Here is a 13,777-nt window from a genome sequence, read left to right as displayed (position 1 = left end):
AATCTAGGCTCCGTAAAGCCCCTCTGTAGGGTGCATTTCCATGGCGAGTTCATGGGTCAATTCCGCTGAGCGCATCGGCTCCGACCTGCACCTCGACGTGTCCGGGCCGGGTGGCCGCCGAGCCGCGCTCACGGGCGCGCTGCGGGACGCCGTACGCAGTGGCCGGCTCGCGCCGGGGACCCGGCTGCCGCCGTACCGTTCGCTGGCCGCCGACCTCGGGGTGGCCCGCAACACGGTGGCGGACGCGTACGGCGAACTCGTCGCCGAGGGCTGGCTGACGGCGCGGCAGGGGTCCGGCACGCGCGTGGCGGACCGTACGGAGCCCTTGCGACACGCCGGGAGACCGGCGGTCAGCGACCCTCCACGCGCGCGAGGACCGCGGTACGACCTGCGGCCGGGCGCCCCGGACGCCTCGTCGTTCCCGCGCGCGGCCTGGCTGGCGTCCTACCGGCGGGCCCTGCACAGCGCGCCGAGCGAGGCGTTGGGGCCCGGGGACCCGGCGGGGCGGCGGGAGCTGCGGGAGGCGCTGACCGAGTTCCTGGCACGCGCGCGCGGGGTGCGCACCGAACCGGACCGGATCGTGGTCTGCGCCGGTTTCGCGCACGCCCTGCGGCTGCTGTTCGGCGCGGGCGGGGTGCTGCGCGGTCCGGTGGGCGTCGAGTCGTACGGGCTGGCGTTCCACCGGGACCTGCTGGCGGACGCGGGCGTACGGACCGTGCCGCTGCCCCTGGACGAGCACGGCGCGCGCGTCGACCCGCTGGGGCGGGAGCGGGCCGTGCTGCTGACCCCGGCCCACCAGTTCCCGACCGGCGGCCCGCTGCACCCGGAGCGCCGGGCCGCGGTGGTCGACTGGGCACGCGCGCGCGGGTCGATCGTCGTGGAGGACGACTACGACGGCGAGTTCCGCTACGACCGCCGTCCCGTCGGCGCCCTCCAGGGGCTCGATCCGGAGCGGGTCGTCTACGTCGGCTCGGTCAGCAAGAGCCTGTCGCCGGCCCTGCGGCTGGGCTGGATGGTCCTGCCGGACCACCTCGTCGACGCCGTACGCGCGGTCAAGGGCGAGCGGGAGACCTGGTCGGGCGTCCCCGATCAGCTGGGGCTCGCCGACTTCGTCGGGTCGGGGGCGTACGACCGTCATGTGCGCCGGATGCGGCAGCGGTACCGGGGGCGCCGGGACCGGCTCGTCGCGGCGCTGGCCGAGCGGGCGCCGCACATCCGGGTGAGCGGGGTCGCGGCCGGACTGCACGCGGTGCTGCGGCTGCCGCCCGGCACGGAGCGGGCGACCGTCGAGGCGGCGTCCGCGCGCGGGGTCGCGCTGGAGGGGCTCGCCGCGTTCCGGCATCCGGCGGCGCAGGGGGCGCAGGGGGACGGGCTCGTCGTCGGGTACGGCACTCCGTCCGAGCACGCGTACGAGGGGGCACTCCAGGCCCTGTGCGGCGTACTCCCGGCGCAGTAGCCCCGGCCGCGGTGTCTCCTGCCGGTGGACGAGATCAGGGCCCTGGAGGCCGGAAAACGGTCGTGGACCGGCGGGAATGCCGTGACCGGTGGGATCCTGGGAGGAGGAGGCGTGCCGGGGGCCGAGGCCGGTTCGCGGAGCGCCCCCATCCTTCGTTCCGCCGTCAGGCGTAGGGCCACCCCGCGCGTCCCCCCTGTTGGCGGCCGGTCCTGGAGGGTGTTGTTCGATGACGACGCTCTACGAACGTCAGGGGGACGGTGCCCGGGGCGACCTCTCCCCCGGTGCGTCCTCTGCCGCCGGCCCGTTCGCGCCGGACGGGCACCCCACGCACGCGGTCCGGCTGGATCAGGCGGCCGCCACGCTTGCGCAGCTCGCCGGGTCGAAGGCGGCGCATCTCGCGCGGGCGGCCCGGGCGGGGTTGCCCGTGCTGCCGGGGTTCGTGATTCCTCATCGGGTGTGGGATGCGTCCGGCGGGGGTGCGGGGGCCGGTGCGGCTGTCATATTTTCTGACGATTCGCGGCATTCTCAAGGCTTTGTGGCTTCTGACGAAATTCGCCGGGCTTGGCGGGAACTGTCGCAGGACGGGAGCCGTTCTCTGGTCGTACGGTCCTCCTCGCCGCAGGAGGACACCGAGGAGTCGTCGCTGGCGGGCCAGTTCACGTCCGTGCTCGACGTACGGGGGTGGGACGGCTTCCGTACGGCGGTGCGGGCGGTGCTGGACTCGGCGCGGCGGCCGGACGGGACGGCGGTCCCCATGGCGGTACTGGTGCAGCCGATGCTGACGGCGCGGGTCGGCGGGGTGATGTTCGGCGCGGACCCCGTCGAGGGGCGTCGCGACCGGATGCTGGTGAGCGCGGTGCGCGGCGGGCCGGACAGTCTGGTCAGCGGTGAGCGGGCCGGCGTCGACCACTGGCTGAGCAGGCGCGGGCGGCTGCTGCGCACCGAGCCGGCCGACGGGGAGGCGCCGCTGACGCGGGGCGAGCTGGTCCGGCTGGCGCGGCTCGCCCGGCGGGTGCGGAGGGTGTTCGGCGGGCCGCAGGACGTCGAGTTCGGGTTCGACGCGCAGGGGCGGCTGTGGCTCTTCCAGAGCCGGCCGATCACCGCGATGGCCGTCCGGCCCGCGCGCGGGGCCCGGCTCCTCGGGCCCGGTCCGGTCGCCGAGACCCTGCCGGACCAGCTGCTGCCGCTGGAGGAGGACCTCTGGGTGACGCCCATGTCCCGCGGACTCGCCGCCGCGCTCGACATCGGCGGCAGCGCGCCGCGGCGGGTGCTGGCGCGGGTGCCGGTGGTGAGGACCGTCGGCGGGCGTGCCGCGGCCGACCTCCGCCTCCTCGGCGCGGTCCCGCCCCGGCACCGGTGGCTGTCGCTCCTCAACCCGGCGCCGGGTGCCCGGCGGCTCGGCGCGGCCTGGCGCGTGGGGCGCCTCGGCGGAGCCCTGCCGGGCCTCGCGACCGACCTGCTGGCCGACGTCGACCGCCGCCTGTCGGAGATACCCCCGCTCGCCGCCCTGACCGGCCCCGAACTGGTCGCCGAGCTGCGGTGGGCCAGGGCGGTCCTGGTCTCCCTGCACGCGCAGGAGTCCCTCGCCGGAGCCCTGCTGTCCACGCCGGACCAGACGGAGACAGCCGCGGGGGCGGCGCTCGCGGCTCTGGCGGAGGGGCGGGCGCGCGGGGAGTCCGCGGCGAGAACTCTGGCGCGCGAGCCGGTGGTGCTGGCTTTGGTGGCGCCGGGGTTGCGGGGGCGCTCGCCGGGGGTGGGAGAAGCGGCGGCGGGTGTTGTCGGGGGACGGTCCGGGGGTGTGGGGGCTTCGGGTGGCGTGCGGGTGCCTGTGCTGCCCGTTCGGGAGGCTCTGCGGTTGCGGGTGCGGTGGGTGCAGGAGTTGCAGGTCAGGCTGGTGCGGGAGGGGGCTCGGCGGGTGGGCGTCGGGGTCGAGGCGGTGGGGGTGCTGCGGTGGCGGGAGTTCGTGGGGGTCCTGGAGGGCGGGAGGTTGCCCGGGGATCTGGCCGGGCGGCTGCCGGTGGCGGCCAGCGCGCCGTTGCCGGACGTGTTCCGGCTGGCCGCGGACGGGCGCGCGGTCGCCGAGCGGGAGAGCGGCCGGGGAGGCGGTGGGCGCGGGGTGTCCGGCGGGCGGGCCCTGGGCACCGCGTGGGACGGAGCCGGTGCGCGGCCCGAGAGCGCCGTACTCGTCGTACGGACCCTCGATCCGGCGCTCGCACCGCTGCTGGCGGGGTTGACCGGGGTGGTCGCGCAGACCGGGAGTCCGCTGTCCCATCTCGCCGTACTGGCGCGGGAGTTCGGGGTGCCGGCGGTCGTGGGGGTGACCGACGCGGTACGGCGGTTCCCGCCGGGCACGCGGGTCGTGCTGGACGGGACGACCGGGGATGTGCGGGAGGGGGAGACGTGATGCGGACGGCTGAGGCGGAGGGGCGGTTGCCGGAGGGTGGTTGGGGGTGCGGTGGTGTTGGGGGCGGGCTGTGTGCGGGTGCGGGTGGTTCAGGCGCAGGCGTACCGCGTGCGGGCGTGGCGGACCCCGGAGGTGTGCGATGAGGCGGGTCGCTTATCTGTTCGGGGGTGCCGCGGCGGCGGGCGCGGCGGTGTATCTCGTCGTGTACCTGTACCGGTGGCAGTGGCAGCGGGCCGTCCTGTGCGGCGTGCTGCTGCTGGTCGTGGAGGTCATGCTGCTCGGGCTCGTGCTGCTGGGCCGGTTCGCGAAGCTGGAGGAGCGGATCCGGGACGGGGAGCGGCGGCAGGACGACGTGCTGGCGCGGCTGCGGGAGCGCGGTGGGGAGGTCCGGCGGTTCCGGTGGCTGGACGAGGCGGAGACGGGCGAGCGGACGCATGTCTTCGTGCCGGTGCTCATGGTGACCGGCGTGCTGCTGTCGGGCCTGGCGTGGGTGGTCCAGCGGATCGCGTCGGCGACGGTCCGCGGGCCCGCGGAGAAGCGGTTGGCCGGGCGTCTCGCCGTCCTCGCGGCACCTGATGCGGGGCCGACGGCATATGCGCCTGGCGCGGAGGAAGCCTCGTACGCGGCGGGCTCGGGGCACGGTGTGTACGCGTCCGACGGGGAGCGAGGGGCGTACGCAGTCGGCGCAGGGGCGGGGCCGTACGCGGTCGGCGCGGAGCGGGAGCCGCACCCGCCCAACGCGGGGACGTACGCGGCCGGCGCGGAGCGAGACGCGCATGCGGCCGGCACCGAGCCCGGGGCGTACGAGCCCGACGCCGAGCGGGACCCGTACGCGGCCGGCACCGGGCACGGCGTGGACGTCCCCGGCGGCGGGCGGGACTCGTACGCGCCCGCCGGCGCCGAGCAAGGCGTGTACGTCTCCGCCCACGGGCGCGTCTCGTACAGCCCCGTGCGGGAGACCTCGCCGCCGGTCGTCGACCTGGAGGATCTCCCGCCGCTCGGCGCGGGGCGCTCGCGCGCGCGGGCCGTGCGGTTCGGTGCCGTGACCGCTGTGGGAGGTCTGCTGCTCGGCGCGCTGGTCGTAGGGCTCGCCGACCTCACGCAGACCCGCGACGAGAAGGCGGACCAGAACGAGGCGACGTCGGTGCTGATGCGGGTCGACACGCGCGGGACGACGATGACGGCCCAGCGGCGCGCGCTGGCCGCGCGGCAGGTCTGGGAGGGGTGCCGGGACTCGACGTCGGTGCCGCTGGACCACGCGACGCTGGGGAGCCTCGGGGACGACCTGTTCGCCGGTGTCGTCCGCCCGGCGCTGTCCGAGCACGACCGGATGCGCCTGCGGGGCTGCCTGGAGGACGCGGCCTTGGACCGGACGCATCTGACGGTGCTGGGGATCGGAGAAACGGACGCGGACGACGACTGAACGAAGGGCCCCCTCCCGAAGTTCCCACGCCCCGAACCACGCCGAGCCCCGGGCGGACCGCGCCACACCCCACGTCCGAAACCCCCGCCCCTCCCCCACCCCTTGTCGTTTTATTCACTCTTGTCACCTCTTCACCCCATCGGGTTACCATGCGAAGGCGTCCCCCGTCCCCGACACCCCCGGGTTGTCCATGGCCGTCGTCATCGCCCCGCTCCCCCCTACCTCCTCGCCCTCGCGGCGGATCCGCAGACGTGTGCTGCGTGGTGCGCTGATCGTGACGGTGGGATACCTCGCCCTGTGGGCCACCGGCGCGCTGGGGATCCTCGGGTTGTCGTACCTGGCGCGCGAGGGCACCCCGACACCGCCGGGGACGCGGGAGCTGCGTGGGGTTCATCACTTTCAGCCGGTGGACACCGAGGGCCGGCTGTGGCGGGGGGCCGCGCCGAAGCCGGACGGGTACCGGGAGCTGAAGAGGCTCGGCTTCACGACGGTCGTGGACCTGCGCGCGGAGGACCTGAGCACGGCGCAGCTCGCCGAACCGGCGAAGGCGGGCCTCACGGCCGTACGCATGCCGGTGCGGGACGGGCAGACGCCCACGCAGGACCAGGTGCGGCGGTTCCTGACGGTCGTGCAGGACGCGCCGGGGCGGGTGTTCGTGCACTGCGGCGCGGGAGTGGGCCGTACGGGGACGATGGCGGCGGCGTATCTGGTGCAGACCGGCGAGGAGTCCCCGTCGGCGGCGGTCCGGCGCAATCTCGCGGTCGGACCGCCGTCGATCGAGCAGATCTACTACGGGCTGAGCCTGGAGCGGCACGAGGCGGAGCAGCCACCGCTTCCGGTGGTCGCGCTGAGCCGCCTGGTGGACGCCCCGCGCCGCATGTGGTCGTGGCTGTAGTTCACCCGCCTAGAGGGTCGTCGATGCGGTCATAACTGATCAATGTGGGTCGAGCAGTCAATTTTCAAGAGGCGCGATAAGCAAACAAAAGGGAAGTCACCGAACATGATCCGGACCCGTGAACAAGGTGTTCAGGAGAGCAGGAAGTCCGCCTCACCCGCCTTCGCGCCCTCGATGAACGCCGTCATCTCGGCCGGGGTGTAGATCAGCGCGGGTCCGTCCGGATCCGTCGACTGACGCAGCGCGATCCGGCCGTCCTCCAGCTTCATCGCCTCCAGGCAGTTCCCCCCGTTCCCGCCGCTCCACGGCTTGTGCCAGCCCTCGTTGCCCAGGTCCCGCGCGGGCATGCCGTTGTAGATCCGCGGGGCGGCAGAGGACGAGATGCGATTCATTTACAGCTCCTTGCGGAGATCCCGGAGGATCTCCTTCGTGCGATGTGCCGTAGCGGCCTGCGCCGCCATGCGGTCCATGACCTCGAGATGTGTCGCCACCTCCTCACGCGCGTCGAGATAGACGGCGCCGGTCAAGTACTCGCTGTAGACCATGTCCGGAAGCTCCGGCATGGCAAATCGGAACAGCACGAAGGGCCCGTACGTGCCCGGATGCGGCCCGTTGGCGAACGGGGCGATCTGGAGCACCACGTTGGGCAGCTTCGCGGCGTCGAGCAGCCTGTCGATCTGCGCACGCATCACCTCCGGGCCGCCGACCGTGCGGCGCAGCACCGTCTCGTCCATGACCACCCACATGCGGGGCGCGTCAGCACGAGTGAGCAGATCCTGACGGCGCATGCGCAGGGCGACGAGCCGGTCGATGTCTTCCGGCCGGGTCTGCGCGATCGCGCCCGAGATGAGCACCGCGCGCGCGTAGTCCTCGGTCTGGAGCAGTCCGGGGACGAAATGCGGCTCGTACTGGCGGATCAGGGCGGCGGCGCCCTCCAGGCTGACGTGCATGGAGAACCAGCCGGGCAGGACGTCGTGGTAGCGCTGCCACCAGCCGGGCCGGTTGGCGTCCTCGGCGAGCCGGACGAAGCCCGCGGCCTCCTCCTCGACGACGCCGTACGCCTTCAGGAGCAGCTGTAGGTACGGGATCTTGAGCGCGACCTCGGCGTTCTCCATGCGGCGGATCGTGGCGGGCGCGACGCGCAGGACCTTGGCGGCCTCCTCGCGTTTGAGCCCGGCGCGTTCCCGCAGGTCCAGCAGGCGCCGGCCGAGGACCACCTGTCCCACGGTCGGCGCGGACCGCGGCTCGCTCACGCTCCACCTCCACGAAGCTTCACGAACGTCTCGCTGACTGTTCTCCTGACCCGCACGCCGGCCGCCCGACGGCCGCGCGGACTGTCGGCCGAAAAAGAATCCCGACAGCCCTGCGGCGCCGTTCGAAGACTTCGCGGAGTTCCGTACGACCGCAACGCGCGCGTACGGCGATGTACGTCCGCGCGTGGGCGACGGTTGTCCGTGGTCCCAATTGGCGCCGCTCTACGTGCTGTTGCGAGCAGTGTGCCACGGCGTCCCACCGCGTCACACAGCACTCTGCAATTTTCAGAGTGACACTTGCCAAGTGTTCACGGCGGGGCGATAGTGGCAAGCGTGATTCCGTCCGCGCCTTTAGGAACAGACGCCACCGCAGGCCGCCCCGCCGGTCTCGGTGCCGCGCCGGGAGCAGGTTCTGACCAGACCTCTGCCGAGCGCCGGTTCCGGTTCGAGCTGGCCGCACACCCGGGCTCCCCGGCCCAGGCGAGACGCCTGGTGCGGGCCCGGCTGACCGGCTGGTCGGTGTGCGAGGACACCTGCGACTCGGCCGCCCTCGTCATCACCGAGCTGGTCACCAACGCCATCGTGCACACCGCCGGCGGAGTCGTCGTCTGCGAGCTCCAGGACGGCGACGAAACCCTGCGCATAGCCGTGCGTGACGAAGGGTGCGCGCCGGGTGAACCGCGCCCGTCGCCGCAGCTCCCCGAGGAGGAGCACGGCCGCGGCCTCCTCCTCGTCGACGCCCTGTGTCGCGCCTGGGGGGCCCAGGAGCACGGCCCCGGCCTCCTGGTGTGGGCCGAGCTCCCCCGGGGCGCCTCCGAGCCCCACAACGACCTCGGCTGGGGCGCCCGCCCCCAGCCGGCCCCCCAGGACGAGCCCGAACCCCACGAGGGCGAGCACACCAAGGCGGCTCCCGCGGGTGCCGGCACGGACCCGGACGAGCGGGTGGTGACCCAGCGCGCGGCGACGGCCCCCGCCGAAGCTCCGCCGTACGCCGCCGAGGCCCCCGCGGGCCCGGCCCGGGGCCCGCACGCCGGGCAGCCCTCCCTCCACGCCGTCCCGGCGCCGCAGCCGCGCCCCGTCGACAGCGTCCAGCGGCCCGTGCCGCACCACCCGCCGCACGCCCACCCCGACACCCCTCCGCTTCCGGGGCACCCGGCTCGGCCGGGCAGGCAGCACGCCCAGAGTCCCGACGGGGACCCCATCAGCTGGCGCTCGCACCCCGGTCCGGCCACCGCGACGTCGCAGCCGGGGCTTCCCGGCGCCGTCGAGCGGGGCCGAGAGCGGGGCAGGGCGTGAGCGCCCCGTCCGCAGAAGGTCCGGTGCTCACCATGAACACGCTCGTCCGAGTCGGCCGCCATCTGACCCACACACCCGGCGCCCCCGCGCGCCTGCCCGTCCCCGACGGTATGACGGTCCCCCTGGGCTGCGACGCCGTCGCCGTACCCGCGCGCCTGGGCCCGCTGCTGATGCCGCGCCTCCCGCGCGTGGGGTGCGTGTACGCCGACGAGACGCACTGGTGGTGGCTCGTCCCGGCGGACTCCGACTACGCCGTCGAATGGCCCGCGCCCGCGCAGTACGTCACCGGCGCGGTCCTCCCCGACGCGCCGCACGCCCTCACCCTCATCAACCGCCCCACGGGCACCGTCCCGTACACGCCGCCGATACCGCTGTACCTGGCGCTGTGCCGCCTGACCGGCGCGACGCCCACCTGGTCCCGCCCGATCAGCGCGTAAGGGCCCCGCACAACGCCCGTGATCACCTCGTGAGCCGCGTGATCTCTTGAGGCCGTGTGTTCCGGCGCAGCCTCAAGAGATCACGCTCAGCCCCACGCCACGTCAGGTCCACCCCGCCCTCCCCACGGCGCACGCCCGCGCGCACCCGCCCCCCGTCACGCGCCCTCCCCCGCCTCGCCCCCGCGCGCCATAGTGGCCGTTCGTGCATATGACAGGTGACAGCCGTCGGGGGAGGCGAAGCGGTGCGCAGTTCGCGCGGTGAGCGCAAGAGCGGCCGGGAGGAGCGGGACGTCTCCGAGTCGGAGCGTCTGCTGTTCGGAGGGCCGCTCAGTTACGACATGGGCTGGAACCAGCACCGGGACGCGTTCCTGGAGCTGGGGTTCCGTTCGATGCTCACCCGCCTGCCCTCCCTGCTCGCGGTGAGCCTCGGGCTGGCCCGCCAGGCGGACCCGCGCGCGGCCCGGCTCGTCGTGGCCGCCGAGCTGTCGAGGGGCGTCGCCCAGGCCGTGAGCCTGCTGGCGGTGAACAGCGTCCTGAGCCGCCTGATCACCCAGGCACCGATCGAGGACCGGGTGCGCTCCGCCGCCCCCGCGCTGGTCACGATGGCCGCCGTCCTGTTCCTGGGCGCCCTGCTGCGCGCGGCGTCGACGTACGCGACGGGCCGCCTGGAGCCGAAGGTCGAGCGCGTGGCGACGGAGCTCTACCTGGAGCGGGCCGCCGCCGTGGAGCTCGCGGCGATCGAGGACCACGCCTTCCACAAGCTGCTGGACACGGCCCAGTACGGCGCTCAGTCGGCGCGCAGGATGATCGGGTACGGCACGCGCGTGGTGAACTCGGTGATCTCGCTGGCGGCCGCGGCGGGCGTCCTGACGGTCCTGCACCCGGTGCTGCTGCCACTGCTGCTGACGATGACGCTGCCCAGCGCGTGGAGCGCGCTGACGAACGCGCGGCGCCGTTACGAGTCGTTCCACACGTGGGTGCAGCACGCGCGCGCGGGACAGCTGATCGCGAGCCTGCTGACGGAGCCGGCGGCGGCCCCGGAGATCCGGGTGCACGGCGTCGGCCCGTTCCTGCTGCGGCACTACCGGTCGATGTCGGAGACCGCGGAGGCCGAACAGGCGCGGCTGGCCCGCCTGCAGGCGCGTACGGGCCTGATCGCGGCGGCCTGGACGGGCCTGGCGACCGTCGCGACGTACGCGACCCTGGGCGGCCTGCTGCTGGGCGACGCGATGGCGCTGGCCGTGGCGGGGACGGCCGTGATCGCGATCCGCAGCGGCTCGGCGAGCCTGAACACGCTGGTCCTGGAGGTGAACCAGCTCCACGAGGAGGCCCTGTTCGTGGGCGATCTGCGGCGGCTGTACGTCGAGGCGGCCGAGCGGGCGATCCCGGCGGGCGGCGCGGATCTGCCGGAGGACCCCCGGGAGATCCGGTTCGAGAACGTCACGTTCCGCTACCCGGGCGACGGATCGCCGGACCACCGTCCGGCCCTGGACGACGTCACCCTCACGCTGCCGCTGGGCCGTATCGTCGCGCTGGTCGGCGAGAACGGCTCCGGCAAGACGACCCTGGTGAAGCTGCTCGCCGGGCTGTACCGCCCGGAGTCGGGCCGTGTCCTGTGGGACGACGTGGACGCGGCCGGCGCGGACCGCCGGCAGCTCGCGGAGCGGATCGCGATGGTCGCCCAGGACTTCAAGCGCTGGCCGTTCACGGCGAAGGTGAACGTGGCGATCGGCCGCTCCGCCGCGCCGCTGACCGAGGAGCGGCTGGCGGCGTCGGTGGCGCAGGCGGGCGCGCAGGACGTCGTGGCGGACCTCCCGCGCGGGCTGGACACGCTGCTGGCGCGTCAGTTCAGCGGCGGGCACGAGCTGTCGGGCGGCCAGTGGCAGCGGCTCGGCATCGCGCGGGCGGCCTACCGGCGCGGGCGCATCCTGATCGTGGACGAGCCGACGGCGGCGCTGGACGCGCGCGCGGAGCTGGAGGTGTTCGAGAAGATCCGGGCGCTCGCCGGCAGCGGCCAGACGGTCGTCCTGATCACCCACCGGCTGGCGTCGGTCCGCCACGCCGACCTGGTGCACGTCCTGGAGCAGGGCCGGCTCGTGGAGTCGGGCACCCCGGACGAACTCCTCGCGACGGGGGGCGTGTACGCCGAGCTGTACGCCCTGCAGGCCGAGCAGTTCACCGTACGGCTGCCCGCTCACTCGCCGGAGTGAGCCCGCACGATCACCAGGAACGCGTCGCTCGCGAGGTCCATGACGACCTCCGCCGGCAGCCCTTCCGAGCGCCTCGCGCGCGCGAACTCCTCCGCGGGCCACGACCCGCGCGGGCCGCCCGCGGGGAACCGCTCCAGTACGGTCCGCCCGTTCACCATGCCGTCCTCCGGTAAGCGCCACCCGTACGGCCGTCCACGTCGGCCGTCGCTCGTACTGGAGTGAACGCTCAGCGGGGGTGTGAGGACTCGGCGCATGACAGGACTGAGACCTACCTGACACACCGCCCGTACGGACGGTGATCAGAAGTCGTACTCGTCGTGATGGAGCGTGTCCGTTTCACGCCTCTGTCCCCGCGCGGTCAGGTCCAGGAGGCCGGCCGCCGTGCCGATCCCGTCGAGTCCGCGTCCGAAGGCGGAGTACGTGTGGAAGACGCGGTCCGTGTCCCGCAGGAAGCAGCTCAGACCCTGGCGTTCGACCGGTTCGCCGTCCGCGCGCGCGAGGGTCGCCTCGAAGTCGGTGTTGAAGTCGCTGTCGTGGGACGAGTACCAGGGCACCGTCCAGCCGAGCCGCGCCTTGAAGGGCAGGATGCGGGTGTACGGCGCCCTGGAGACGACCGCGAAGGACGTGTCGCGGGCCTTGAGGTGGGCGAGGTGGCCGACCTGGTCGAGGAAGGCGGCACAGCCCCGGCAGCCGGTCTCCCACTCGGGCGCGAACATGAAGTGGTGGACGACGAGCTGGCCGCGTCCCTCGAAGAGGTCGAGCAGGGTCGCCTTGCCGTCGCCGCCCTCGAAGACGTACTCCGCGTCGACCTCGACCATCGGCATCCGGCGCCGCTCGACGCCCAGCGCCTCGCGCGCGCGGGCGAGTGCCTTCTCCTTGGCCAACAGGTCCTCGCGCGCCGCGCGCCACTGTTCGCGCGAGACGATCTCCGGGAGCGACATCGCCCACCCCTTCACGTACGACGGTCCGTCGGAGGGGGTGACTGGAGGGCGGCGCGGAACTCATCGCCGTACGCGAAGGATTTTTCCGGCCGTCCGGCTCAGGTGCCGTAGTCCTGGATCCGGCGGCCGTGGGCGCGGTCGGTGAGGGCGGGCAGGCGGGCCGTCAGCTCCGTGACGACGGACTCCACGTCGACGGTGAGGAGCCGACGCTCGTGCATCAGGACGCGGCCGTCGACGATCGTCGTACGGACGTCGCTCGCGCGGGCGCTGTGCACGAGGGTGGCGGCGAGGTCGTGGACGGGCTGGGTGTGGGGGCCGGTGAGGTCGACGAGGACGAGGTCGGCGCGCATGCCGGGGGCGAGGGTGCCGATCCGGTCGCCGAGGCCGAGGGCCCGCGCGCTCTGCGGGCCCGCGTGGTCGAGGGCCTGACGGGAGGTCAGCCAGCGCGGGTCGCCGGTCGTCGACTTCTGGACCAGCGCGGTGAGCGCCATCGCCTCCCAGACGTCCAGGGAGTTGTTGGAGGCGGCGCCGTCCGTCGCGAGCCCCACGGGTACGCCGATGTCGCGCAGCGCGCGCACGGGGGTGGTCGTCGGCCAGGCGAACTTGAGGTACCCGCGCGGGGCGGTCGCCACGGACACGCGCCCTCGCGCGCGGGCGAGGACGGGCAGGTCGCGGTCGAGGATGCCGGTGCCGTGCGCGATGAGGACGTCCGTGTCGAGGATCCCGGTGCGCTCCAGGACGTCGATCGGGGTGACGCCGTGGCGGGCGAGGCTCGTCTCGGCCTGGTCGCGGTTCTCCGAGGCGTGCAGGTGGACGGGGAGTCCGTGCTCCTGGGCGAGGGCCGCGGTGGCCGCGAGATCGGCTTCCGTGACGGTGTACGGGGCGTGCGGGGCCAGGGTGGTGGTGATCCGCCCGCCCGCGCCCCCGCGGTGCCTCAGGGCGAACTCCACGGACTCCTCGCGGCCCCGCCGCCCCTGGGAGGAGAAGTACGCCTGCCCGAGGTGGGCGCGCATCCCGGTCTCCTCGACGACGGCGGCGACCGCGTCCATCGCGAAGTAGTGGTCGGCGAAGCAGGTGACGCCCGCGCGGATCATCTCGGCGCAGGCCAGCCGGGCGCCCAGTTCGACGTCCCGCGCGGTGAGGTTCGACTCGACCGGCCACACGACGTCGTTGAACCACTCCTCGGTCGGCAGGTCCTCCGCGAGTCCGCGCAGGGCGACCATCGGCGCGTGCGTATGGCAGTTGACCAGCCCGGGGAGCGCGACCTGCCCGCGCGCGTCGATCCGTCGCGCGGCCTGCCCGGGAGGGTCGTCGCCGACCGACTCGATCCGGCCGTCCCGGACGACGACCGTGGCGTCCTCCCGGAACGTGAGACCCGGTTCGAGAATCGTGCAGCCCGAGATGACGAGGTCCGCGATCGGAGTCATCCTGACACCGTACGACGGGGTCCTCGGCCTGCGTG

The 13,777-nt window shown here is 74.0% G+C and carries 11 protein-coding genes and 1 pseudogene; 7 read left to right on the top strand and 5 right to left on the bottom strand.

From position 1 onward, the window contains the following. Positions 1-40: 40 nt before the first annotated feature. The 4 genes from ACLZOT_RS03975 to ACLZOT_RS03960 all read left to right on the top strand — a co-directional run bounded on the left by ACLZOT_RS03975 (position 41) and on the right by ACLZOT_RS03960 (position 6,178). On the top strand, positions 41-1,456 hold the full coding sequence (locus tag ACLZOT_RS03975) for a PLP-dependent aminotransferase family protein (protein ID WP_416967278.1): 1,416 nt from the start codon (positions 41-43) through the stop codon (positions 1,454-1,456). Between the two features lie 535 nt (positions 1,457-1,991). Then, positions 1,992-3,860 carry a PEP/pyruvate-binding domain-containing protein gene (locus tag ACLZOT_RS03970; protein WP_416967277.1) on the top strand — a complete coding sequence of 623 codons (1,869 nt, stop codon included), beginning with the start codon at positions 1,992-1,994 and terminating at the stop codon, positions 3,858-3,860. Between the two features lie 139 nt (positions 3,861-3,999). Then, on the top strand, positions 4,000-5,283 hold the full coding sequence (locus ACLZOT_RS03965) for a hypothetical protein (RefSeq protein ID WP_416967276.1): 1,284 nt from the start codon (positions 4,000-4,002) through the stop codon (positions 5,281-5,283). Between the two features lie 190 nt (positions 5,284-5,473). Continuing rightward, positions 5,474-6,178: a protein-tyrosine phosphatase family protein gene (locus ACLZOT_RS03960; protein WP_416967275.1), complete on the top strand. Its 705-nt coding sequence runs from the start codon at positions 5,474-5,476 to the stop codon at positions 6,176-6,178. Between the two features lie 131 nt (positions 6,179-6,309). Here ACLZOT_RS03960 and ACLZOT_RS03955 read toward each other — a convergent pair whose 3' ends face one another. Further along, positions 6,310-6,570 (bottom strand): DUF397 domain-containing protein, encoded by a 261-nt coding sequence (locus ACLZOT_RS03955; protein WP_416967274.1) that lies wholly within the window; start codon positions 6,568-6,570, stop codon positions 6,310-6,312. Then, positions 6,571-7,431, bottom strand: coding sequence for a helix-turn-helix domain-containing protein (locus ACLZOT_RS03950; protein ID WP_416967273.1), 861 nt, complete (start codon positions 7,429-7,431; stop codon positions 6,571-6,573). Positions 7,432-7,755: 324 nt separating this feature from the next. Between ACLZOT_RS03950 and ACLZOT_RS03945 the strand changes: the two are divergent. From ACLZOT_RS03945 to ACLZOT_RS03935, 3 genes and pseudogenes are all read left to right on the top strand, one after another. Beyond that, positions 7,756-8,325, top strand: a pseudogene (locus ACLZOT_RS03945) (ATP-binding protein); the annotation flags it as partial. A gap of 434 nt (positions 8,326-8,759) precedes the next feature. Continuing rightward, the gene (locus ACLZOT_RS03940) at positions 8,760-9,164 is read left to right on the top strand and encodes a hypothetical protein (RefSeq protein ID WP_416967272.1); all 405 of its coding nucleotides are present in this window, start codon (positions 8,760-8,762) and stop codon (positions 9,162-9,164) included. Positions 9,165-9,502: 338 nt separating this feature from the next. Further along, on the top strand, positions 9,503-11,374 hold the full coding sequence (locus ACLZOT_RS03935) for an ABC transporter ATP-binding protein (protein WP_416967430.1): 1,872 nt from the start codon (positions 9,503-9,505) through the stop codon (positions 11,372-11,374). On the opposite strand, the gene ACLZOT_RS03930 is transcribed toward ACLZOT_RS03935, so the two are convergent. From ACLZOT_RS03930 to ACLZOT_RS03920, 3 genes are all read right to left on the bottom strand, one after another. Then, positions 11,359-11,532 (bottom strand): hypothetical protein, encoded by a 174-nt coding sequence (locus ACLZOT_RS03930; RefSeq protein WP_416967271.1) that lies wholly within the window; start codon positions 11,530-11,532, stop codon positions 11,359-11,361. The two genes, ACLZOT_RS03935 and ACLZOT_RS03930, sit on opposite strands and share 16 nt — an antisense overlap. Positions 11,533-11,673: 141 nt before the next feature. Beyond that, on the bottom strand, positions 11,674-12,315 hold the full coding sequence (locus ACLZOT_RS03925) for a DUF899 domain-containing protein (RefSeq protein ID WP_416967270.1): 642 nt from the start codon (positions 12,313-12,315) through the stop codon (positions 11,674-11,676). Between the two features lie 98 nt (positions 12,316-12,413). Beyond that, the gene (locus tag ACLZOT_RS03920; RefSeq protein ID WP_416967269.1) at positions 12,414-13,742 is read right to left on the bottom strand and encodes an amidohydrolase; all 1,329 of its coding nucleotides are present in this window, start codon (positions 13,740-13,742) and stop codon (positions 12,414-12,416) included. Positions 13,743-13,777: the final 35 nt, after the last annotated feature.

It is taken from the genome of Streptomyces sp. 4F14 (genome assembly GCF_048159485.1).
GTDB lineage: Bacteria > Actinomycetota > Actinomycetes > Streptomycetales > Streptomycetaceae > Streptomyces.
This window is presented reverse-complemented; position numbering and strand designations above follow the sequence as displayed.